The 21,359-nt window shown below is 72.3% G+C and carries 22 protein-coding genes; 8 read left to right on the forward strand and 14 right to left on the reverse strand.

Going from position 1 to position 21,359, the window contains the following annotated elements; genetic code table 11:
- Positions 1–37: 37 nt before the first annotated feature.
- Positions 38–595, forward strand: a complete 558-nt coding sequence (locus H9L09_RS20100; protein ID WP_187578553.1) for a Dps family protein — start codon at positions 38–40, stop codon at positions 593–595.
- 40 nt (positions 596–635) lie between these two features.
- Here the strand turns inward: H9L09_RS20100 and H9L09_RS20105 are convergent, their stop codons facing one another.
- Complete coding sequence (locus tag H9L09_RS20105) at positions 636–1,817, reverse strand: MFS transporter (RefSeq protein ID WP_246456127.1); 1,182 nt, start codon at positions 1,815–1,817, stop codon at positions 636–638.
- A gap of 160 nt (positions 1,818–1,977) precedes the next feature.
- On the opposite strand from H9L09_RS20105, the gene H9L09_RS20110 reads away from it, so the two are divergent.
- Complete coding sequence (locus H9L09_RS20110) at positions 1,978–2,829, forward strand: exonuclease/endonuclease/phosphatase family protein (RefSeq protein ID WP_187578555.1); 852 nt, start codon at positions 1,978–1,980, stop codon at positions 2,827–2,829.
- A gap of 119 nt (positions 2,830–2,948) precedes the next feature.
- Here H9L09_RS20110 and H9L09_RS20115 read toward each other — a convergent pair whose 3' ends face one another.
- Entirely contained in the window at positions 2,949–3,284 is a 336-nt protein-coding gene (locus tag H9L09_RS20115) for a hypothetical protein (protein ID WP_187578556.1), read from the reverse strand.
- Positions 3,285–3,339: 55 nt separating this feature from the next.
- On the opposite strand from H9L09_RS20115, the gene ppgK reads away from it, so the two are divergent.
- Complete coding sequence (ppgK, locus tag H9L09_RS20120) at positions 3,340–4,128, forward strand: polyphosphate--glucose phosphotransferase (protein WP_187578557.1); 789 nt, start codon at positions 3,340–3,342, stop codon at positions 4,126–4,128.
- Here ppgK and H9L09_RS20125 read toward each other — a convergent pair.
- Together H9L09_RS20125 and H9L09_RS20130 are read right to left on the reverse strand one after the other, a co-directional pair.
- Positions 4,125–4,400 (reverse strand): DUF3072 domain-containing protein, encoded by a 276-nt coding sequence (locus H9L09_RS20125; protein WP_187578558.1) that lies wholly within the window; start codon positions 4,398–4,400, stop codon positions 4,125–4,127. The two genes, ppgK and H9L09_RS20125, sit on opposite strands and share 4 nt — an antisense overlap.
- Before the next feature lie 62 nt (positions 4,401–4,462).
- Complete coding sequence (locus tag H9L09_RS20130) at positions 4,463–5,479, reverse strand: zinc-dependent alcohol dehydrogenase family protein (protein WP_187578559.1); 1,017 nt, start codon at positions 5,477–5,479, stop codon at positions 4,463–4,465.
- A gap of 110 nt (positions 5,480–5,589) precedes the next feature.
- On the opposite strand from H9L09_RS20130, the gene H9L09_RS20135 reads away from it, so the two are divergent.
- Positions 5,590–7,116, forward strand: a complete 1,527-nt coding sequence (locus H9L09_RS20135; protein ID WP_187578560.1) for a UDP-N-acetylglucosamine 1-carboxyvinyltransferase — start codon at positions 5,590–5,592, stop codon at positions 7,114–7,116.
- A 52-nt stretch (positions 7,117–7,168) separates the two neighbouring features.
- On the opposite strand, the gene H9L09_RS20140 is transcribed toward H9L09_RS20135, so the two are convergent.
- The gene (locus H9L09_RS20140) at positions 7,169–7,429 is read right to left on the reverse strand and encodes a TFIIB-type zinc ribbon-containing protein (RefSeq protein ID WP_187578561.1); all 261 of its coding nucleotides are present in this window, start codon (positions 7,427–7,429) and stop codon (positions 7,169–7,171) included.
- Between the two features lie 241 nt (positions 7,430–7,670).
- Here H9L09_RS20140 and H9L09_RS20145 point away from each other — a divergent pair, with 241 nt between their 5' ends.
- From H9L09_RS20145 to H9L09_RS20155, 3 genes are all read left to right on the forward strand, one after another.
- On the forward strand, positions 7,671–8,495 hold the full coding sequence (locus H9L09_RS20145) for a glycerophosphodiester phosphodiesterase family protein (protein ID WP_343065150.1): 825 nt from the start codon (positions 7,671–7,673) through the stop codon (positions 8,493–8,495).
- Complete coding sequence (locus H9L09_RS20150; RefSeq protein ID WP_187578563.1) at positions 8,492–9,868, forward strand: MFS transporter; 1,377 nt, start codon at positions 8,492–8,494, stop codon at positions 9,866–9,868. The genes H9L09_RS20145 and H9L09_RS20150 overlap by 4 nt, the downstream gene beginning before the upstream one ends.
- A gap of 207 nt (positions 9,869–10,075) precedes the next feature.
- Positions 10,076–10,462 carry an RNA polymerase-binding protein RbpA gene (locus H9L09_RS20155; protein WP_187578564.1) on the forward strand — a complete coding sequence of 129 codons (387 nt, stop codon included), beginning with the start codon at positions 10,076–10,078 and terminating at the stop codon, positions 10,460–10,462.
- A 12-nt stretch (positions 10,463–10,474) separates the two neighbouring features.
- On the opposite strand, the gene H9L09_RS20160 is transcribed toward H9L09_RS20155, so the two are convergent.
- From H9L09_RS20160 to kdd, 8 genes are all read right to left on the reverse strand, one after another.
- Positions 10,475–10,990, reverse strand: a complete 516-nt coding sequence (locus H9L09_RS20160; RefSeq protein ID WP_187578565.1) for an FxsA family protein — start codon at positions 10,988–10,990, stop codon at positions 10,475–10,477.
- Between the two features lie 10 nt (positions 10,991–11,000).
- Positions 11,001–11,774: a polyprenol monophosphomannose synthase gene (locus tag H9L09_RS20165; RefSeq protein ID WP_187578566.1), complete on the reverse strand. Its 774-nt coding sequence runs from the start codon at positions 11,772–11,774 to the stop codon at positions 11,001–11,003.
- Positions 11,771–13,315: an apolipoprotein N-acyltransferase gene (gene lnt / locus H9L09_RS20170; RefSeq protein WP_187578567.1), complete on the reverse strand. Its 1,545-nt coding sequence runs from the start codon at positions 13,313–13,315 to the stop codon at positions 11,771–11,773. Before lnt ends, H9L09_RS20165 begins: the two co-directional genes overlap by 4 nt.
- A 424-nt stretch (positions 13,316–13,739) precedes the next feature.
- Complete coding sequence (kal, locus tag H9L09_RS20175) at positions 13,740–14,180, reverse strand: 3-aminobutyryl-CoA ammonia lyase (RefSeq protein WP_187578568.1); 441 nt, start codon at positions 14,178–14,180, stop codon at positions 13,740–13,742.
- Positions 14,177–14,959, reverse strand: coding sequence for a lysine 5,6-aminomutase subunit beta (gene kamE, locus H9L09_RS20180; protein ID WP_187578569.1), 783 nt, complete (start codon positions 14,957–14,959; stop codon positions 14,177–14,179). Before kamE ends, kal begins: the two co-directional genes overlap by 4 nt.
- Positions 14,956–16,563, reverse strand: coding sequence for a lysine 5,6-aminomutase subunit alpha (kamD, locus tag H9L09_RS20185; RefSeq protein ID WP_187578570.1), 1,608 nt, complete (start codon positions 16,561–16,563; stop codon positions 14,956–14,958). Before kamD ends, kamE begins: the two co-directional genes overlap by 4 nt.
- Complete coding sequence (locus tag H9L09_RS20190; RefSeq protein ID WP_187578571.1) at positions 16,563–18,176, reverse strand: amidohydrolase; 1,614 nt, start codon at positions 18,174–18,176, stop codon at positions 16,563–16,565. Before H9L09_RS20190 ends, kamD begins: the two co-directional genes overlap by 1 nt.
- 43 nt (positions 18,177–18,219) lie before the next feature.
- A complete protein-coding gene (gene kdd / locus H9L09_RS20195; protein WP_246456129.1) occupies positions 18,220–19,278 on the reverse strand; it encodes an L-erythro-3,5-diaminohexanoate dehydrogenase in 1,059 nt (352 codons plus the stop codon).
- A gap of 163 nt (positions 19,279–19,441) precedes the next feature.
- On the opposite strand from kdd, the gene H9L09_RS20200 reads away from it, so the two are divergent.
- Positions 19,442–20,920, forward strand: a complete 1,479-nt coding sequence (locus H9L09_RS20200; protein ID WP_187578573.1) for a KamA family radical SAM protein — start codon at positions 19,442–19,444, stop codon at positions 20,918–20,920.
- On the opposite strand, the gene H9L09_RS20205 is transcribed toward H9L09_RS20200, so the two are convergent.
- Positions 20,907–21,347, reverse strand: a complete 441-nt coding sequence (locus H9L09_RS20205; protein WP_187578574.1) for an AAA family ATPase — start codon at positions 21,345–21,347, stop codon at positions 20,907–20,909. The genes H9L09_RS20200 and H9L09_RS20205 overlap by 14 nt on opposite strands.
- Positions 21,348–21,359 lie beyond the last annotated feature (12 nt).

Here is a 21,359-nt window from a genome sequence, read left to right on the forward strand (position 1 = left end):
GGCGTTTCCGCACCGACCGCCGGGGAAGAAGTGCCGCATGGCACCCACGACGAAGATCCACTACACCGTCCCCGGCATGACCGAGGAGGACGCCACGCGCGTCATCGACATGCTGCAGACCCGTCTCCACGCCCACAACGACCTGCACCTGACGCTCAAGCACGTGCACTGGAACGTCGTCGGGCCGCACTTCATCTCCGTGCACGAGATGATCGACCCGCAGGTCGACGCGGTCCGGGCGATGGCCGACGCCACCGCCGAGCGGATCGCGACGCTGGGCGGCTCCCCGCAAGGCACCCCGGGCGCCCTGGTGCGCGAGCGCAGCTGGGACGACTACAGCCTCGGCCGGGCCACCACCCAGGAGCACCTGGCCGCGCTGGACATGGTCTACCGCGGGGTGATCTCCGACACCCGCGCCTCGGTCCAGGAGCTGGACGACCTCGACCTGGTGACCCAGGACCTGCTGATCGGCCAGCTGGAGAAGCTCGAGCTGTTCCACTGGTTCATCCGGGCCCACCTCGAGGACCAGGGCGGCAACCTCAGCACGGCCGGCTCGGCGACGGAGAAGGGTGCGGCCGAGGCGGCCGACGACTGAGCCGCGGCGGCGCTACCGGGAGGTTGCGGCCGGCCCCGGCTCAGGCCGGGAGCCGGTCGGCCCGGGAGGTGCGCCGGGACCGGGCCGCCGGCGCGACCAGCAGCCCCACGACGGCGGCCCCGCAGGCGACCAGGATGGCGTGGCGCACGCCGACGTGGTCGGCGAGCAGGCCGACCAGCGGCGGGCCACCGAGGAACGCGGCGTAGCCGATCGAGCTGACCACCGAGAGCCGTACGGCGGCGCGGTCCTCCTCGTCGGCCGCCGCGCTCATGCCGAGCGGGAAGCCGAGCGAGGCGCCGAGCCCCCACAGGACGGCCCCGGCCATCGCGCCGGGCAGGCCGGGGGAGAGCACCACGACGAGCACCCCGGCGACCACCAGGCCGGCCGTGGCCCGGAGCACCGCCACCCGGCCGAACCGCTCGACCGGGGAGCCGCCGAACAGCCGGCCCAGCGTCATGGCGGCGACGAAGACGCCGAAGCCGATGGCGCCCACCGACTCGACCGCGCCGTAGCCGTCGACCAGGGAGAGCGCCAGCCAGTCGTTGGCGATCCCCTCGCAGAGCGCGAACGCCATCACCAGCAGGCCGATCGCCAGGGTGCGCGGCTCCCGCCAGGCGGACAGCAGCGAGGGCCGCGGCCGGGTGTCGCGCTGGTCGGCGTCCTCCACCGGCAGGAACCGGCGCAGGCTCACCGGGACGACCAGGGCGATCACCACCACGGTGCCGACCAGCTGGCTGGACAGCGCCACGTCGAGGCGGGCGCAGGCGGCGCCGACCAGCGCGCCGAGCACCGTGCCGAGGCTGAAGCCGGCGTGGAAGCGCGGCATGATCGTCCGGTCCAGCCGGTGCTCGACGTCGGCGGCCTCGACGTTCATCGCCACGTCCCAGCCGCTCGTGCCGATCCCGTAGGCGAACATCCCCAGGCCCACCACGGGCACGGCGGCGACGCCGACCCCGAGGCCCATCACCAGCAGCCCGAGGCCGGTCAGGGTGGCCCCGGTGAGCACGGTGCGGGCCGGTCCGAGCCGGCCGATCACCGCGCCGGAGAGCGGCAGCGCGACCAGCGTGCCGCCGGAGAGGCACAGCAGCAGCAGCCCGACGCCGCCGGGGGTCAGGCTCAGCGCGTCCTTGAGGGCCGGGACGCGGGAGACCCACGAGGCGAAGGCCAGTCCGTTGAGCAAGAACACGACCGCCACGGCCACCTTGGCCCGCTGGACCGTCACCTGCGTCTCCTTCGACATCCGCGGCACTGCGCTGCCGAAGCCCGGCTGCTGGCCCGGCTCCCGACAGAGGACCCGACATAGTGCTCCGGGCGGATTGGAACGGTCAAATCCACGGGCGCGGCTGCCCGTTCCGACCTGGTTCACCCGTTATCCTCGCTGGATGTTCGCGAGGACGCCCAGCACCAGCGGCCCGACACGCCCGGCCCTTGCCGGGCCCCGACGGAGCACCGGGAGTCGGCTGACGCAGGCGGCGCTGGTGCTGTGCGTGGCGCTGACCGGCGTGCTGGTCGCTCCCGACGCGCAGGCGGCGGACTCGCTGCGCAAGAGCCGGCAGGCCACGGCGAACATCCGCTTCAACATGTCGCGGGAGCACCAGCGCGCGGACATCGCCAAGGTGGCGCGCCGCAGCGACGTGATCGGCTGGCAGGAGATCAACCGCCGCTGCCAGGTGAAGGCGATCGACCGTCGCTCGCAGTACAACACCTACTGGCCGGGCGGTCGCGACGAACGCGGACGTCCGCGCCTGACCGCCCAGAACACCAGCCCGATCTCGTACCGGCCGCGCAAGTGGCAGCACCTGCGGTCCGGCTCGGTGCGCGCGGTGCCGGCGATCAACGAGGTCTCGCGCGACCGTTATGTCAACTGGGTGCTGCTGCGCGACCGCAAGACCGGCCGGGTGGTGGCCCGCTGGAACACCCACTTCGTGCCGGGCGGCTGGGCGCGCGAGAAGCTGCCGCACACCCGCAAGCGTCGCCGTGCCTGGTTCCAGCAGCGCGCCGTCGTCCTGGCCACCATCGGGCACCTCCGGGAGAAGGCGCGGTTCGTGATCGGCGGCGCCGACGTGAACCGGTTCCGGCTCGACTTCCTGGGCGACGCCGTGGCCTACGACACCGACGGCGCGCACTTCGACTACCTGACGCACGTACGACGGCGCCGGATGCGGCAAGTGCCGGTGAAGGTGGTCGAGCTGCACTCCGACCACGACGCGATGATCGGCACCTACCCGTACTAAGCATCCGGGGGAGGACAGCCCGGATGACTGTGGCGGGGAGGCGCCGCACCGCTTCTCGTGCACGGTAGTTGACATAATGTGCCTTATCGGCACTTTATCCCAGGGGTGGAGCGGGGCGGTCAGGACCACCCCATCGTCCACGTGCCGCCCTCGACGACCGCGTCGTCCGAGCAGTCCTGCTCGTCGGGCTCGACGGTTCCGCTGCGCAGCGCCTCGGCCCAGCCCGGCAGCGGCGACATCCCATGGGCACGTAGTTGCCCGGTCGACGGCAGGTCGACGACCGAGATGGCGCGCAGCCGGTCGTCGGCGCCGTAGCCGCCGCGCAGCAGGCCCTGGCGCAGCAGCGCGTCGACCTCCGCGCGGGCGAGCCCGGTGAGGCGGCAGAAGTCTTCCACCGCGACGACCTCGAGGTCGTCCGACAGCAGCCGGTGGCCGGGGCCGTCGTCAGCGGTCACGAGACCACCCCCTGTCGGGCTCATTCTACGAGCAGCGGCGGGTACCGTCCCCGCCATGAGCATTGCGTCCCGCACCACCACAACAGCGCCGGTCGGCGTCGACTTCGGCGGCAGCGGCATCAAGGCGGCGACCGTCGACCTCGGCACCGGACGGTTCGCCTCGGAGCGGATCCGGATCGAGACCCCGGAGCCGGCGACGCCGGCCGCGGTCGCCGAGGTCGTCGCCGAGCTGCTGGACCGTCTGGGCACGCCGGCTTCCGCGGCGGTCGGCCTGACCGTCCCGGGCGTCGTGGCGCACGGGACGGTGCGCTCGGCCGCCAACATCGACAAGTCCTGGATCGGCACCGACGCCGACACGCTGTTCAGCGACCGGCTGGGCCGCGAGGTGACGGTGCTCAACGACGCCGACGCCGCCGGCCTGGCCGAGGTCCGCTACGGCGTGGCCCGGGACCGCACCGGCCTGGTGATCGTGACCACGCTCGGCACCGGGATCGGCTCGGCGATGGTCTACGACGGCGTACTGGTGCCCAACTCCGAGCTCGGCCACCTGCCGATGCACGGCGGCCCGGCCGAGCACCGGGCCGCCAACAAGGTCCGGGAGGACCACGACCTGAGCTGGGCGCAGTGGGCGGAGCGGCTGACCGAGTACTACCGGCTGCTGGAGGGGCTGTTCTCCCCGGACCTGTTCGTGGTCGGCGGCGGGGTCAGCAAGCGCGCCGCGTCGTTCCTGCCCCTGGTGGACATCGACACCCCGATCGTGCCGGCGGCGCTGCTCAACACCGCCGGCATCGTCGGGGCGGCACTGCTGGCGCAGGAGCGCCCCCACCTGGCGCTGCCGGGCTAGCCGGTCGGTCCGGAGTCGCCCCGGCCGGTGGCCGCCTGCAGCCGGTCGATGTGCTGGGACGCCTCCGCCTTGGTCAGGTCGGCCTGGAGCGTCTCACCCGCCTCGCGGGCCAGCGTGTCGAGGTAGCTGCGCTGCGCGCCGGTCATCGGCTCGTCGCCGGTGGCCCAGTCGTTCGGGTCCTTCTCGGTGGTGTTGCCGGCGGGGGCGCCGAGCACGTCCGGCTCCCCCGTCGACATCTGGTCCTGGTTCGAATGCATGTTCGATTCGGTCATGCGGGGAGTCGTACCCACCTCGGGCCGGCTCACACCCCCCGCCACCGCGTTCCCGGCCCGGGTCAGGGACGCAGCAGCACCTTGATCGCGCGCCGCTCGTCCATGGCCCGGTAGCCCTCGGCGACCTCGTCCAGCGGCAGCGTCAGGTCGAAGACCAGGCCCGGGTCGATCCGGTCGGTGAGCACCCGGTCGAGCAGGTCGGGCAGGTAGGTACGCACCGGGGCCATCCCGCCGGCGAGGCCGACGTTCTTGCTGAACATCCGCCGGATCGGCAGCTCCACGCCGTGCGGGACGCCGACGAAGCCGACGGTGGAGCCGGGCCGGGCGATCTTGAAGGCGGTGTCCATGGAGGCGCCGGTGCCGACACACTCCAGCACGGCGTCCGCGCCGATCCCGTCGGTGAGGTCGAGGATCCGCTGCTCCCCCTCCTCGCCGCGCTCGGCGACGATGTGGGTGGCACCGAACTTCTCCGCGAGCTTCTGCCGGGACTCGTGCCGCGACATCGCGACCACCCGTTCGGCGCCGAGCTCGGCGGCGGCGAGCACGCCGCACAGGCCCACGGCGCCGTCGCCGACCACGACCGCGGTCGAGCCGGGACGCACCCCGGCGGCGACCGCCGCGTGCCAGCCGGTCGCCATCACGTCGGAGAGCGTGAGCAGCGACGGGATCTGGTGGGCCTCGGGCATTCCGTCGGTCTTCACCAGCGACCCGTCGGCCTGGTGGACGGTGATGAACTCGCCCTGGCCCCCGGTGGTGAACCCCTGGTGCACGCAGGCCGAGGTGATGCCGGCCCGGCAGTGCGGGCAGGTGTTGTCGCAGTGCACGAACGGCACGATCACGAAGTCGCCGGGCCGGAAGTGCCGGACGTCGGCGCCGACCTCCTCGACGACGCCGACGGCCTCGTGGCCGATCGGCGAACCGGCGTCGATCGGGTTCTCGCCGCGGTAGGGCCACAGGTCCGAGCCGCAGATGCAGGATGCGGTCACCTTGACGATGGCCTGGGCGGGATGGTCGATGGTGGGCTGCGGACGCTCCTCGAGACGGATGTCGCCGGCAGCATGAATGGTGGTCACGCGCATGAGGGAGATCCTTCCACCGCCCGGCCCGGCCGAATCCCCCGGTCCAGCGCGCCGGACGACGCGCCCGTCGAGAGGTTTGTCCTATCTCATATCTGAGATACCGTGCTGCCATGACGCAGGACTACCTGGCCCGGATCGGCAACCTCATCCGCGACGCCCGCAAGCACCGCGGCTGGACCCAGAGCCAGCTCGCCGACGTGCTCAGCACCAGCCAAAGCGCCATCAACCGGATCGAGCGCGGCCACCAGAACCTCAGTCTGGAGATGATCGCCCGGATCGGCGAGGCGCTGGACTCCGAGCTGGTCTCGCTCGGCAGCGGCCCGACGCACCTGCGGGTGGAGGGCCCCACCACCCTCTCGGGCAGCATCGTGGTCAAGTCCTCGAAGAACGCCGGCGTCGCGCTGCTGTGCGCGTCACTGCTGAACAAGGGCCGTACGACGCTGCGCCGGGTGGCCCGGATCGAGGAGGTGAACCGGCTGCTCGAGGTGCTCAACAGCATCGGTGTGCAGACCCGCTGGCTGAACTCCGACAACGACCTCGAGATCGTCCCGCCCGCGGAGCTGAACCTGCTGGCCATCGACGCCACCGCGGCCCGCCGTACCCGCTCCATCATCATGTTCCTCGGCCCGCTGATGCACCGCGAGGACGTCTTCGACCTGCCGTACGCCGGCGGCTGCGACCTCGGGACCCGCACCGTCGAGCCGCACATGACCGCGCTGCGGCCGTTCGGCCTGGAGGTCAAGGCGACCGACGGCAGCTACCACGCGACGGTCAACCGGGCGGTCTCCCCCACCCGCCCGATCGTGCTGACCGAGCGCGGCGACACGGTCACCGAGAACGCGCTGCTGGCGGCCGCCCTCAACGACGGCGTCACCGTGATCCGCAACGCCAGCCCCAACTACATGGTCCAGGACCTCTGCTTCTACCTGGAGAAGCTCGGCGTCCACATCGACGGCATCGGCACCACCACGCTGACCGTGCACGGACGCACCGAGATCGACGTCGACGTCGATTACGCCCCTTCCGAGGACCCGATCGAGGCGATGTCGCTGCTCGCCGCCGCGATCGTGACCCGCTCGGAGATCACCATCCGCCGGGTGCCGATCGAGTTCCTCGAGATCGAGCTCGCGCTGCTCGAGGAGATGGGCTTCCAGTACGAGCGGAGCGAGGAGTTCGTCGCCGCCAACGGGCACACCCGGCTGGTCGACATCACCACGAAGGTCTCGGCGCTGCACTCCCCCATCGACAAGATCCACCCGATGCCGTTCCCCGGTCTGAACATCGACAACCTGCCGTTCTTCGCGGTGATCGCGGCGGTCGCCGAGGGCCAGACCCTGCTGCACGACTGGGTCTACGAGAACCGCGCGATCTACCTCACCGAGCTGACCCGGCTGGGCGCCGCGGTGAAGCTGCTCGACCCGCACCGGGTGATGATCGAGGGCCCGACGCACTGGTCCGGCGCGGAGATCGTCTGCCCGCCGGCGCTGCGGCCGGCGGTGGTGATCCTGCTGGCGATGATGGCCTCGAAGGGCACCTCGGTGCTGCGCTCGGTCTATGTCATCAACCGCGGCTACGAGGACCTCGCCACCCGGCTCAACGCGCTGGGGGCGCGGATCGAGACGTTCCGCGACATCTGAGCGGCCGAGGCGGGCCCGGCCGGTCCGGCCCCGGCCGGCAGGGTCCCGCGGCTCAGCCGAAGAGCGTCTCGATGTAGGACCGCGACACCGGGGCCTTCGGCGGCGGCGCGACCATGTCGGCGGTGATCCGCGGCAGCGGCTGGGTCTTCGGCCCGGAGTCGCGGTGGTAGTCGTTCTCGGCCTCGATCAGGACGCCGAGATCGGCGCGCTCGAGGAAGATCCCGTGGCAGGACCCGCACTGGTGCACCGACACGTCCCCGACCGGGCGCGGGCTCATCTGCGACTGACACTGGGGGCAGGTCATCTCGTCCATGCCCCGACCGTACTCGGGCCGCCGGCGGCTGCGTCGGCGGGCCGCGGTGCGTCACGACCCGGCCCTTCCCATGGTGATCTGACGCTTCCCATGGGCTGCGTCCCAGGGGAAGCATCAGACGTCCGACATCCCGTGGTAATCGTGAGGCACCTGAGTACGCGGGCGGATGCGGCGCGGCGCGCCGGTCGGCGAGCATGAGGTCATGAGGCGCGGGAGCATTGATGTCGGTGATACTGCACGCGTGACGCGCCCCCGCACCGGATACCCGTTCCTCGACGAGCCGTTCGAGGTGGCCGGCAGCCAGTGGCCGGTGCTGGCGTTCGCGCACCGCGGCGGCTCGTTCCACCCGGAGATCGAGGGGCTGGAGAACACGCTGGCCGCCTTCCAGCACGCCGTCGACCTCGGCTACCGCTACCTCGAGACCGACGTGCACACCACCCGCGACGGGGTGCTGCTCGCCTTCCACGACGCCGTCCTCGACCGGGTGACCGCGAGCACCGGCAGCCTCGCCGAGCTGCCGTACGACGTCGTGGCCGATGCGCTGATCGGCGGCCGGGAGCAGATCCCGCGGCTGGTGGACCTGCTCGACCGGTTCCCCGAGGCCCGCTTCAACATCGACCTCAAGTCCGACCAGGCGGTCACCCCGCTGGCCGCGCTGATCCACCGGCGCGGACTCGCCGACCGGGTCTGCGTGGCGAGCTTCTCCCCGCGCCGGCTGCACCGGTTCCGGCGGCTGGCCGGGCCGCGGGTCGCCACCGCGTGCGGGCCGGCAGCGGTGGTCGCCACCCGGTTCGCGCCGACCCGCGGCGCCTCGGTGCGCCTGGTCCGCTCCCCCGGCGTCGCGCTGCAGATCCCGCACCACCGGGGCCCGGTGACCGTGGTGACCCGCGAGCTGGTCCGGCGTGCGCACGCGGCCGGCCGGCACGTCCACGTGTGGACCGTCGACGTCGCCGAGCAGATGCACGAGCTGCTCGACCTCGGCGTCGACGGCCTGATGACCGACCGCACCGACGTGCTCCGCGACGTCCTCCGGGACCGCGGCCAATGGATGGGAGACCCCTCATGAGCCTCGGCCCCGCCGGCATCGCGAACCTGGAGCCGCTGGTCCGGCGCCGCGAGCAGCGGGCCTGGTACTGGTACGACTGGGCGAACTCGGCGTACGTCACCACCACTGCGGCGGTGCTGTTCTCGCCGTACCTCACCTCGGTCGCCGAGGTGGCCGCCTGCGGCGAGGCGGGAACCACCGACGCACCCTGCCGCACGGACCTGTCGGTGCTCGGCCTCGCGGTCTCCCCCGGCTCGTTGGTGTTCTACCTCGTCACGGTGGCGACGATCCTGTCCGCGCTGGTGCTGCCGGTCGTCGGCGCGGCCGCGGACCGCTCGTCGCGCAAGAAGAGCCTGATGGCCGGCTACGCGTGGGCCGGCAGTGCGAGCGCGATGCTGATGTTCTTCGTCTCCGGCGGCAACTGGCAGCTCGGCGCGCTGCTCCTGGTGTTCGCGACCCTCTGCCTGGGGGCCTCGCTGGTGGTCTACGACGCGATCCTGTGCGAGATCGCCGCCCCCGACGAGCGGGACCGGGTCTCCTCGCGCGGCTGGGCGCTGGGCTACCTGGGCGGGGGCACCCTCCTCGCGCTCAACTTCGGTCTGCTGACCCTGATGCCCGACGACCAGAGCCTCGCGGTCCGGCTCTGCCTGCTCTCGGCGGGCATTTGGTGGGCCGCGTTCACCGTGATCCCGTTCCTCGGCGTCCGCAACCGGGAGCCGGTGGGGGTGGTCCCCGAGTCCGGCTCGCTGCTCCAGCAGAGCTTCGGTCAGCTGCTGGGCACGCTCCGGGACCTGCGGCGCTACCCGGTGACCCTGACGTTCCTGCTCGCCTACCTGTTCTACAACGACGGCATCCAGACGGTGATCTTCGCCTCCTCCGTCTACGGCGAGAAGCAGCTGGGCTTCGAGAAGGCGACCGTGCTGCAGGCGTTCCTGGTGGTCCAGTTCGTCGGCATCCTCGGCGCGCTCGCCTTCGGCCGGCTGGCCGGGCGCATCGGCGCCCACCGGGTGATCCTGGTCGGGCTCGGCATCTGGATGCTCGTCGTGCTGGCCGCCTACGTCACCCCCGAGCGGCAGATCGGGCCGTTCCTGGTGCTCGCGGTCGGCATCGGCCTGGTCCTGGGCGGCACCCAGGCGCTCTCCCGGTCGTTCTTCAGCCAGCTGGTCCCCCGCGGCCGGGAGGCGGAGTACTTCAGCCTCTACCAGGCCGCCGAACGGGGCACCAGCTGGCTGGGGACGTTGGTGTTCGGGGTGGTGCACCAGCTCACCGGCTCCTACCGGCCGGCGATCTTCGCGCTGATCCTGTTCTTCGTGGTCGGCGGGGCCCTGCTGCTCCGGGTCGATCCGGCCCGCGGCATCCGGGAGGCCGGCAACGACGAGCCGGCGGTGATCTGAGTCTCCTTGCGCCTCCTCCCGGGTGTGTCGGGCCGCAGACCTGGGTACCTTGGCTGTGACGAAGGTTGCAACTCGGTGTTCGGGGGAATCTCTCCCCTGTCAGCGTCGTTGTGACCCATGAGACCGCGGCTTTGCCGTCATCCCCCGTCGGCAGCCGCGTCTCTGAGACGTACACGGGGATTTTCTTACACCACCAGGAGGTGGCCCATGGGAGAGCGCACACTGCGCGGAGCCCGGCTCGGCGGCCAGAGCTTCGAGGACGAGCGCGGCATCGAGTTCGCCGCTCGTCAGAACATCGGATACGCCTGCCCGCAGGGGCACGAGTTCGAGATCCCGATGTCGGTCGAGGCCGAGGTCCCGGCGAACTGGGAGTGCCCGCGGTGCGGCGCCCAGGCGCTGAGCAAGCACGGTCAGACCCCTGAGGTGAAGGCGGAGAAGCCCGCCCGCACGCACTGGGACATGTTGCTCGAGCGCCGCTCCATGGACGAGCTCGAGGAGATCCTCACCGAGCGCCTGGAGCTGCTCCGGGGCGGCGAGATCGGCCCGGCGCACCTGCACCGCCAGCAGACCAAGAAGAAGGCCAAGTCGGCCTGAGCCGCCCTGCGGCTACTCGTTCACGACCTCGCCCTGGACCACCGACTCGTCGGGTCCGGGGCGTTGTCGCGTCCGGGGGTCGGTGCCGGCCGTGGACCGTCCCGACCCGCCCGGACCGCCCGGCCCCATGGGCCCGGCCCAGGTGGACACCACCAGGCGCCGCGTGATCACCCGGGTGAGCGCGCGCCGGGCCAGTGGCCGGGTCAACGGCAGGATCGCGAAGAGACCGACCACGTCGGAGAGGAACCCGGGGGTCAGCAGCAGCGTGCCGCCGATGAGGATCAGAGTCCCGTCCGCGAGCTCGCGGGCCGGCATCCGGTGCTCGCGGAGGGCCTCCTGGAGCGCGGTCCAGGCCCGGCCGCCCTCGTGCTTGACCAGCCAGCTGCCGAGGAAGCCGTCGGCGATCAGCAGCGCCACGGTCCACCAGGCGCCGATCACCTGACCCACCTGGATCAGCAGGTAGATCTCGACGATCGGGACCACTACGAACAGGACGGCCAGGACCCCCCAGGGGACTCGTCGACGCATGGCTTCCTCCTCAGACCGGGACGCGGTCGCCTCTCATCTTCGAGAGTACGGCGCCCGCCTGACGCCGTCGCTCCCGCAGTCCCCAGCCGGTGATCCGGCGTAGCGACTCGGTGGCCACCGAACGGTCCATCTTGGACTCGCCCCGGACCCGCTCGACGAACTCGATCGGCACCTCCGCGATCCGCAGGCCGGCCTTGGCGGTCCGCCAGGCGAGGTCGGTCTGGAAGCAGTAGCCGGAGGACTCCACGCTGCCCAGGTCGATCGCCTCGAGCGTGGACCGGCGGAACAGCCGGTAGCCCGCGGTCACGTCGCGCACCGGGATGCCGAGCGCGGCGCGGGCGTAGAGGTTGCCGCCGACCGAGAGCGCCTTGCGGCTCAGCGGCCAGTTCACCACCGAGCCGCCCTTGACCCAGCGCGAGCCGATCACGAGGTCGGCGCCCTCCAGCGCGTCCAGCAGCCGGTGCAGCTGCTCGGGCTGGTGCGAGCCGTCGGCGTCCATCTCGCCGACGACGTCGTACCCGCGCTCGAGCGCCACCGCGAAGCCGTGCAGGTACGCCGCCCCGAGGCCGGCCTTCTGCGTCCGGTGCACCACGCTGACCCGGGGGTCCTCGGCCGCCAGGGTGTCGGCGAGCCGGCCGGTGCCGTCCGGGGAGCCGTCGTCGACGACCATCACGTCGACCTCGGGCTCGGCCGCGCGCAGCCGCCCCACGATCCACGCCAGGTTCTCCACCTCGTTGTAGGTCGGGATCACCACGACCACCCGCCCCAGCGCTGCCCTGCTCATGCCACCCCTGTTCCCTGCGTCTCCCGCACGCCGACCCCCGGCGAGCGCTGACGATAGCCGAGTCCGGCACCGCGCACGGTGCAGACGGCCGCAACGAGGACCAGCAGCGCCTGAACCCACGGGCCGGTGCGCAGTCCCCAGGAGCCACCCGCCAGCCCGGTCAGTGACTCGCTGAGCACCGTGCGGGTGCGCACCGGCGCCTGGGCGAGGACCTCGCCGTCGGGCGCCACGATCCCGCTGATGCCGTTCGTCGCCGCGACCACGACCGGCAGGCCGGTCTCGATGGCCCGCAGCCGGGAGATCGCGAACTGCTGCTCGACCTGGCCGGTGCCCATGTAGGTGGCGTTGTTGGTCTGCACCACCAGCACCCGGGCGTCGCCGGCGACGTCTCGCACCACGTCGTCGTAGGCGACCTCGAAGCAGATCACGTCGCCGATCGTGACCCCGTTCATGTCCAGCAGCCCCGGCTCGGTGCCGGCGACCATGTCACGCGGCACCTGGTCGAGCCGGGTGATGTACGGCGCGAACACCTCCCGCAGCGGGATGTACTCGCCGAACGGCACCGGGTGCCGCTTGGAGTAGCGCTCCCCCGGGCCGGTGCCGGGCTCCCAGACGATCCCCTGGTTGTAGACCTCGCGCGGCCCGGGCCCGTCCACCATCGCGCCGACCAGGACCGGGACCCCGATCGCGTCGACCGCACGCTGGATGTCGGCGTAGACCGTCGGGTCCGAGAACGGGTCGATGTCGGTGGAGTTCTCCGGCCAGATCACCAGGTCCGGGGCGGGTCGCTTCCCGGCCTTCACCTGGCGGGCCAGCTCGAGCGTGGCCGCCACGTGGTTGTCCAGCACCGCGCGGCGCTCGGAGAACGGGTTCATCCCCTCCCCCGGCACGTCACCCTGGACGGCGGCGACCGAGAACGGGTTGGCGTCGGCCGCGGGGTCGGCGGCATGCACCGGCGCCACCGACGCGACCGAGGCGAGCAGGCAGCTGCCGACGAGCCCGGCCACCGCGGCGACCGGCCGCTCCCGCAGCCGCAGCAGCGCCCACGCGAGGGTGGTGCCGACGAGCGCGACGGCGAAGGTGGTGCCGGCCGCTCCGACGTACGCCATCAGCGGCGCCGCCGGGGTGTCGATGGTCGCGAACGCGAGCCGGCCCCACGGGAAGCCGCCGAACGGCATCGACCCGCGCAGCAGCTCCACCGCGACCCAGACCGCGGCGCTCCACAGCGGCCACCACCGCAGCCGGGTGACCGCGGCGGTGGCCAGGCCGCCGAGGCCGTAGAAGAGCGCCTCGAGCAACGACAGCGCCACCCAGGCGTCCGGGCCGATCACCCGCAGCCAGGGCAGCAGCACGAGCAGGAACGCCGTCCCGAAGACCAGGCCGCCGAGGAAGCCGTCCCGCAGCCGGGCGCCGCGGACCACCAGGGTCAGCATCGCCACCGCCACCGGCACCAGGTAGGCCCAGGCGTAGGGCTCGAAGCCGAGGGCCAGCAGCACCCCTGCGACCGCGGCGACCGCCAGACGCGCGGGCAGCGATCTCACGTGCGGGCTCCTGCCACTCACTCGACGACTCGGCTGGCTCAATCTATCCAGGCGCGAAAAGAGCCCGAGGACCCTTCGGACCGACTCCGTCCCCGCCGGCTGCGGGGATCGGCGCCGTTGTCTACTGGGCACCGGGCTCGTTTCGCGTCCACCCCCGTCGCCGCTGCCGGTGCCCGGCCGGCCACGTGGTCCTGGGTTCGTGGTACCCGACCCGGTCACGCGGCCACCTGGACGCCGACCGACGAACCGGCCTGCTTGGTGGACTCCGGGGGAAGGTTGCTAGGTACGCCCGGCGATGTCAACCGGCCACTGAACAGGCGATTCGGACGAAACCGCAGGTCACGGGGCACTGAGGTCACATCAGATTTATCGGACTATTTTGCCGGGCGGCGGCGTGTCGCCGGCGGACACGCCGAAAGCGGCGTCACGACCGGGCCGGGACCACGACCACCCCGGTCGCGGTGGTGGCCACCACCGGCTCGGTGAGCACCCGCGCCGCGGACTCCGAGAGGTCGGGCCGGCCGCGGGCGACCACGACCGCCCGGAACGCCAGGGTCCGGGACCGGGAGCCGACCCGGACGACCTCGGCCGTGACCTCGAGCACGTCGCCGGCGCGCACGGGCGCCAGGAACTGCACGTCGGAGTAGGACGCGAACAGGCCCTCGTCGCCGTCGGTGCGGATGCACATCTCGGTGGCGACGTCGCCGAACAGGCCGAGGGAGTAGGCCCCGTCGACAAGGTTGCCGGCGTAGTGGGCGTGCGCGTAGGGGACGTAGCGCCGGTGGGTCACGACCAGTCCGACGCGGGCGTCCCGGCCGCCGTCGGTGCTCTGCCCCTCGGTCCGGTCGGTGCTCTGCTCGGTCATGAGGCCTGGGCCCTCTCGGTGCTGCGGGGTCGGTGGGTGACGAGCCGGTCGACGACGTACGACGCGACCTCGCCGGGGGTGGTGCCGCGGGCGAAGACCCGGTCCACGCCCAGCTCGGCGGCCATCGACTCGTCGAAGCGCGGGCCGCCGACGATCAGCAGCGGCCGCCGGTCGCTGGGGTAGGCCTCGCGGAACGCCGCGGACATCTCCTTGGTGTTGAGCAGGTGCGCGTCGCGCTGGGTGACGACCTGGGAGACCAGGATCGCGTCCGCCTTCTCGGCGCGGGCCCGCTCGACGAGGTGCGGCACTGACACCTGCGCGCCGAGGTTGACCACCTTGATCTCGCGGTAGTACTCCAGGCCCTTCTCGCCGGCGAACCCCTTGATGTTGAGGATGGCGTCGATCCCCACGGTGTGGGCGTCGCTGCCGATGCAGGCTCCCACCACGACCAGCCGGCGGCGCAGCCCCTTGCGGATCGCGAGGTTGACCTCCTTGGGCGCGAGCAGCGGGTAGTCGCGCTCGACGACCACCACCTTGCTGGTGTCGACCAGGTGGTTGACCCGTCCGTAGACCACGAAGAAGGTGAAGTCCGGACCCATCGGCCGGGCGTGCACGACCATCGCCGGGTCCATGCCCATCTTGTTGGCCAGCTGCGCCGCGGCACCCTCGGCGAGCTTGGCGTTCGTGCCCAGCGAGGACATCGGCAGTGTGAAGGACAGCTGCACCATGCCGTCGCCGGTGGTGTCGCCGTACGGGCGCAGGATCGTGCCCTCGCTCATGACTTCTCCTCCAGGATCTCCGAGGCGGGGTTCAGGTAGCCGGGCGCCTTGCGGGCCACGCCGTCGAGTCCGCGGCCGGCGTCCGAGGGGCGCTTCATGAGCCCGAACGTGCCGTCGGCGATCGCCTCCAGCAGGCCGTGCTTGCCCTCGTGCTCGACGATCCGCTCCAGCAGCTCGATGCTCTCCCCCACCACCTGCCGCGCCCGCTGCACGATGAAGCCGTCCGGAGCGGGGACGAAGTCCTCGTGCAGGTTGCCGGCGGCGTTCATCACGTAGCGGACGTTCTGCAGCGCCAGGTCACGGTCGGAGAGCCACGGCGTGACCACCGCCTCGGTCATCATCCCGACCAGCAGGATGCTCTGCCCGGTCATCACCCCGGCCAGGTTGAAGAACGCGTCGAGCATGTAGCCGCGGAACACGTCCCCGGTCATGTGCCGGGTCGGCGGCATCCACTTCAGCGGCGCCTTGGGGAACAGCTCGCGGGCGAGCAGCGCGTGCGCGAGCTCCATGCGGAAGCTGTCGGGCAGCTCCGGGGTGATCTCGAACGCGTGCCCCAGGCCGAGCTGCCAGTCCTCGAGCCCGGCCTCCTTGGCGAAGTACTCGTTGAGCAGCTGGGAGACCGTGACCGTGTGCGCGGCCTCGACCGCGTCGGCGGTGGTGAGGTAGTTGTCCTCGCCGGTGTTGATGATGATCCCCGCGCGGGCGTGCACCTGTCGGCTGAAGCGCTGGTCGACGAAGGTCCGCACCGGGTTGATGTCGCGGAAGAGGATGCCGTACATCGAGTCGTTGAGCATCATGTCCAGCCGCTCCAGGCCGGCCAGCGCCGCGATCTCCGGCATGCAGAGCCCGGAGGCGTAGTTGGTGAGCCGGACGTAGCGGCCGAGCTCCCGGCTGGACTCGTCCAGCGCGGCCCGCATCAGCCGGAAGTTCTCCTGGGTGGCGTAGGTGCCGGCGAAGCCCTCCCGGGTCGCCCCCTCCGGGACGTAGTCGAGCAGCGACTGGCCGGTGGAGCGGATCACCGCGATCACGTCGGCGCCCTCGCGGGCCGCCTGCTGCGCCTGCGGGATGTCCTCGTAGATGTCGCCGGTGGCGACGATCAGGTAGATCCACGGCTGGTGGTCCGGGTCTCCCCAGCGCTTGACCAGCCGGTCCCGCTCGCGGCGTCGGCCGTCGACCCGCTTGATCCCGGCCCCGACCTGCTTGCGCGCCGCGGCGCCCGCCCGGGTCAGGTCGCGCCCCTCGGGCAGGCGGAACCGCACCGAGCCGGCCGCGGCCTTCTGCGCCAGCGTCGAGAGGTCGTCGGCCTCGCCGCGGACCAGGGCGTCCCACACCGGCAGCGACACCCCGTGCTCGAGCCCGACGTCCCCGCGGACGGCGTCGAGGAGCCGGTTGACCCACGGGATCCCGTCGGCGTCGGCCCCGCTGAGACCGGCGAGCCGCAGCGTGGCCCGCTCCACCGAGACGGTGGTGTGCTGCTTGGCCAGCGACACGATCGGCCGGCCCGCCTGGCGCGCGAGGGTGCGGGCCTTGCGGACGGTCACCGGATCGAGGTCCAGCTTGCCGCGGCGCGGGGTCGCTCGGGTGGTCGAGCCTGTCGGAGCCACTAGCTCAGCTCTCCTTCTGATTCGTGGGCGACCGCCCCGTGCACCAGCGTCATCACGCAGCGGGGCAGGTCGAGGTCGGGGTGCAGGTCCGGCAGGTGTGGTACGCCGGCGCGCGGATCGGTCGACCAGGCGGCGACCCGGGCGTCCGGGGTCTGCACCACCAGGTCGCCGGGGACGTCGAAGACGGCCACCGAGGCGGGCGCCCCGATCGCGATCACGCCGCCCTCGTCGCGGGCGGCGGCCCGCCAGCCGCCCCGGGTGTGGGCGTTGAACGCGGCGCGGACGGTGACCCGCTCGGACTCGGTGTGGTGCCAGGCGGCGGCCCGCACCCCTGCCCACGGGCCGAACGGCGTGACCGGGGTGTCGGAGCCGAAGGCCAGCGCGACGCCGGCGCGGTTCAGCGTGGCGAACGCGTTCATCGCCAAGGCGCGGTCGGCGCCGAGGCGCTGGGCGTACATGCCCTTCTCGCCGCCCCAGTACGCGTCGAAGGCCGGCTGCTGGCTGGCGGTGATCCCGAGCCGGCCGAGGGTCTGCATCTGCTCGGGCGCCACCATCTCCAGGTGCTCGAGCCGGTGCCGGCCGCGGACCACGGCGCTCTCCCCCAGCGTCTCGGCGGCGGCGGCGAACCCGCGGGTGACCGCGTCGACCGCCCGGTCCCCGATCACGTGGAAACCCGCCTGCAGCCCGGCCTGGGTGCAGGTGACGACGTGCGCGGCGACCTGCTCGGCGTCGAGGTAGAGGTGGCCGTCGTGGCCGGGGTCGTGCGGGTGGTCGGCGTACGGGGCGTGCAGTGCCGAGGTCCGCGAGCCGATGGAGCCGTCCATGCACAGGTCGCCGGCGAGGCCGACGGCGCCGAGCTCACGGGCCAGGTCGACGGCGTCGAGCTCGCCCCAGTAGGCCACCACCTCCGGCAGCCCGCCGGCGGCGGTCAGGTTGCGCGCGACGAGGAGGTCCTCGGGCGGGCAGATGTGAGGTGCGCCGAGCTCGTGGACCATCCCGATCCCCTCGGCGGCCGCGATCCGCAGCGCCCGGAGGATCGCGTCCTCGCGCGCCGAGGGCGGCAGCAGCCGGAAGAGGCCTTCGCGCACCGCGTGGTGGGCGTCGCGCTCGACGCGGCCGGTGACGTCGTAGCCGTCGGCGTGCACCACGTCCGGGCAGGCGTCGAGGAACGCTGTGGAGACCACTGCGGAGTGCTCGTCGACCCGGGCGAGGTAGGCGGGCCGGCCGCCGAGGGCGCGGTCCACCTCCTCGCGGGTGAAGGGCCGCTGCTCGGGCCACCGGGTCTCGTCCCAGCCGTAGCCGAGCACGACCGCGTCGCTGGTGGTGCGTCCGTGGGCCGCGAGCACGTCGAGCGCCTCGTGCAGGTCGGCGGTCCCGGAGAAGTCCGCGCCGGCGGCGGCGAGCCCGGTCTGCGCCAGGTGCGCGTGCGCGTCGACGAACGCCGGCGTGACCAGCCGGCCGTCGAGCTCGACGATCCGGTCGGCGCCGTCCTCGAAGTGCACGGACGCGTCGTCGTCGCCGGTCCAGACGATCGCCCCGTCCTCGATGCACAGGGCGGTGGCGTGCGGGTCGGCAGGCGTGTGGACGTAGCCGCCACGGAGCAGGATCTTCATGGCGACATCCTCACACCCGTGCCCCGGCACGGAGGCGCGGCCATCACAGCCTGCGCTCGAAGAGCCGCCGGACCCCCTCGTTCTCACGCACGAGCGTGAGCGCGAGGTCGGCGTGACCGGGGACGTAGCCATTGCCGACCAGCATCGTCACGTCGGCCGCCAGGCCCTCGGCCCCGAGGGCGGCGGCGCTGAACGAGGTGGCCATCGAGAAGAAGATCACGGTGCCGCCGTCACGGGTGGACAGGATCGCGCCGCCCTCGCAGCCGGGCACGTCGACGCAGACCACGGTGACGTCGGCCGGGCCGCCGGCGGCGGTGACCGCCTCGGCGAGTGCGACCGGGTCGCGGGCGTCCGCGAGCGCGACCGCGTCCGCGAGGCCGGCCGCGCCGAGCAGGTCGGCCTCGGCCTGGACGGGGACCACTCCGATCGTCCGCGCCGCGCCCGCGGCCCGGGCGGCCGCCAGCGCCAGCGACCCGGACTTCCCGGCCGCCCCGACGACGGCGACGACCGGTGCGTCGTACCCCCCGACGACGCGGGCGGTCAGCGCCGGGGCCCCGCAGACGTCCATCACCGCGAGCGCGAGGGCGGGCGACAGGTCCTCGGGGAGCTGCGCCGCGATGGAGCGGCCGAAGAGGATCGCGTAGCCGTCGGCGGGGACCTGCTCACCCCGGCCGTCCCAGTCACGCAGGCCGTCCTCGATGACCAGCGGCGTGAGCGTGAGGGACACCAGCGTGGCGACGCGGTCCCCGACCGCGAGGCCGAGGGGAGACTCCGGCCCGACCTCCTCGACGGTGCCCACCAGCATGCCGCCGCTACCGGTCTCGGGGTTCTGCATCTTGCCGCGCTCGGCGACGATCCGGAGCACGGCCGCGCGCACGGCGTCGCCGTCGGCGTGTCCTGCGGCGTCGGTGTGGGTGCGCTCGAGCTGACGGAAGGACGCGGCGTCGAGGTTGAGCCGCTCGACGCGGACCCGGACCTCGTCGGGCCACAGCTCTCTGCGGGTGTCCAGCCGGGTCGCCGCCTGCGGCAGCACGCCGCGGGGCTCGAGCACCCGGTGGAGGCCGACCGGGCTGGACCGCGTGGTGGCGGCGGCATCGTTCACGGCTAGTCCTTCGCGCAGATCGACCATCGGGCGGGAAATCTTCCGGCGCGGCATTGGACGCACCGCAGATCCTTTGCGTACTCTGGCACGTGAGGTTGACGTCACACAAACCGACGCGCCCGGCTGCCTCGCCGGGCGGCCGGGCACCCCCACGAGGAGAACCATGAGCATCCAGACCGTGTCCGGCGGCATGACAGCCCCGACCTGGGCGGAGTCCGGCCAGCCTTACCCCTACGCCCGCACGGAGCTGGTGGAGCCCGACTGGACCCGCTTCCCGGGGTGGAAGGACGTCACCGCCGAGGACTGGGCCTCGGTGCAGTGGCAGCGCGCCCATTGCGTGAAGAACGTCAAGCAGCTGCGCACCCTCTGGGGCGACCTGGTCGAGGAGCGGTTCTACGAGGACCTGGAGCGCGACCAGCGGGAGCGCGCCACGATGTCGATGCTCGTGCCGCCGCAGATGATGAACACGATGGCCCCGCGCGACGTCCCCGCCGGCCCCGGCTCGCTGACCGAGGCGATGTACGCCGACCCGATCCGTCGCTACATGCTCCCGGTGTTCAGCGACCGGCGCACCGACTGGCCCTCGCACCCGCACGCCACCCGCGACTCGCTGCACGAGCACGACATGTGGGTGGCCGAGGGACTGACCCACCGCTACCCCACCAAGGTGCTCGCCGAGCTGCTGCCGACCTGCCCGCAGTACTGCGGCCACTGCACCCGCATGGACCTGGTCGGGAACTCCACCCCGGTGATCGACAAGCTGAAGTTCCTCGGCAAGCCGGTCGACCGGCACGCCGAGATGCTCGACTACCTGCGCCGCACGCCGTCGGTGCGCGACGTGGTCGTCTCCGGCGGCGACGTGGCGAACATGCCGTGGCCCCGGCTCGAGGAGTTCCTCACCCAGCTGCTCGAGATCGAGAACATCCGCGACATCCGGCTGGCCACCAAGGCACTGATCGGCCTCCCCCAGCACTGGCTGCAGGACGACGTACGCGCCGGGGTGGAGCGCGTGGCCCGCGTCGCCCGTCAGCGGGGCGTCTCGCTGGCCATGCACACGCACGCCAACCACGCGAACTCCATCACCCCGATCGTCGCCGAGGCCAGCCGGGCGATGCTCGACGCCGGCCTGCGGGACGTGCGCAACCAGGGCGTGCTGCTCGCCGGCGTCAACGCCGACCCCAACTCGCTGCTCGACCTCTGCTTCGCGCTGCTCGACGGCGCGCAGATCATGCCTTACTACTTCTACATGTGCGACATGATCCCGTTCAGCGAGCACTGGCGGGTCTCGGTCGCCGACGCGCAGCGGCTCCAGCACCACGTGATGGGGTACCTCCCCGGCTTCGCGACCCCGCGGATCGTCTGCGACGTGCCGTTCGTCGGCAAGCGCTGGGTGCACCAGCTCGCCGACTACGACCGGGAGCTGGGCATCTCCTACTGGACCAAGAACTACCGCACCTCGATCGAGTCCACGGACCCCGAGGCGCTGCAGCGGCACTACGAGTACTACGACCCGATCCACACGCTGCCCGAGGCCGGTCAGCAGTGGTGGCGCCAGCACTCCGGCGACAACCTCGTCGAGGCGGAGCGTCTCGCGGCCGAGTCGCGTCGCGCGGCCGAGCAGCAGGCGCTCACCCTGGCCTGAGGGTCGGCTGCTGCTCAGCGAGCGACGCGAGGAGGCGCCGATAGGTGTCCTCCACTGCTCCCTCGACACTCGGAATGACCATCACGTCGGGGCGTTGGTCCGGCAGGGCCCGAAGCGCTGCGTGTCGTTCGCGCAGCGCGTCGGTCCGAACGGCGCACCCCTCGAACAGCGAGATCTCCGTGGAATCGGTCAACAGCTGCGGCAGCACGACATCCTGGCCGCTGGCCAAGTAGCCCTCGATCATCCCGAGGGCAGCGGGACGGATGAGGGTCCCAGCCTTCGGAAAGTCGTTCGACCACCCGCCGATCAGGCTCCGCAGCACGTCGATGTCGCAGTTCAGCACTCCGGGGTGCTCGTCGGCGTACCGCCTGGCGATCGTGGACTTGCCGATGCCCGGCGGGCCGTTGAGGTGAAGGAGATAGGGCACCCCCAGGACGGT

This window comes from Nocardioides mesophilus (assembly GCF_014395785.1).
In the GTDB taxonomy this organism is placed as follows: Bacteria; Actinomycetota; Actinomycetes; order Propionibacteriales; family Nocardioidaceae; genus Nocardioides_B; species Nocardioides_B mesophilus.

Coding starts and splice junctions, on each gene's coding strand:
- H9L09_RS20100 (WP_187578553.1), top strand. CDS start 38: ATGGCACCCACGACGAAGATCCACTACACCGTCCCCGGCATGACCGAG.
- H9L09_RS20110 (WP_187578555.1), top strand. CDS start 1,978: ATGTTCGCGAGGACGCCCAGCACCAGCGGCCCGACACGCCCGGCCCTT.
- ppgK (WP_187578557.1), top strand. CDS start 3,340: ATGAGCATTGCGTCCCGCACCACCACAACAGCGCCGGTCGGCGTCGAC.
- H9L09_RS20125 (WP_187578558.1), bottom strand. CDS start 4,400: ATGACCGAATCGAACATGCATTCGAACCAGGACCAGATGTCGACGGGG.
- H9L09_RS20130 (WP_187578559.1), bottom strand. CDS start 5,479: ATGCGCGTGACCACCATTCATGCTGCCGGCGACATCCGTCTCGAGGAG.
- H9L09_RS20135 (WP_187578560.1), top strand. CDS start 5,590: ATGACGCAGGACTACCTGGCCCGGATCGGCAACCTCATCCGCGACGCC.
- H9L09_RS20140 (WP_187578561.1), bottom strand. CDS start 7,429: ATGGACGAGATGACCTGCCCCCAGTGTCAGTCGCAGATGAGCCCGCGC.
- H9L09_RS20150 (WP_187578563.1), top strand. CDS start 8,492: ATGAGCCTCGGCCCCGCCGGCATCGCGAACCTGGAGCCGCTGGTCCGG.
- H9L09_RS20155 (WP_187578564.1), top strand. CDS start 10,076: ATGGGAGAGCGCACACTGCGCGGAGCCCGGCTCGGCGGCCAGAGCTTC.
- H9L09_RS20160 (WP_187578565.1), bottom strand. CDS start 10,990: ATGCGTCGACGAGTCCCCTGGGGGGTCCTGGCCGTCCTGTTCGTAGTG.
- H9L09_RS20165 (WP_187578566.1), bottom strand. CDS start 11,774: ATGAGCAGGGCAGCGCTGGGGCGGGTGGTCGTGGTGATCCCGACCTAC.
- kal (WP_187578568.1), bottom strand. CDS start 14,180: ATGACCGAGCAGAGCACCGACCGGACCGAGGGGCAGAGCACCGACGGC.
- kamE (WP_187578569.1), bottom strand. CDS start 14,959: ATGAGCGAGGGCACGATCCTGCGCCCGTACGGCGACACCACCGGCGAC.
- H9L09_RS20190 (WP_187578571.1), bottom strand. CDS start 18,176: ATGAAGATCCTGCTCCGTGGCGGCTACGTCCACACGCCTGCCGACCCG.
- H9L09_RS20200 (WP_187578573.1), top strand. CDS start 19,442: ATGAGCATCCAGACCGTGTCCGGCGGCATGACAGCCCCGACCTGGGCG.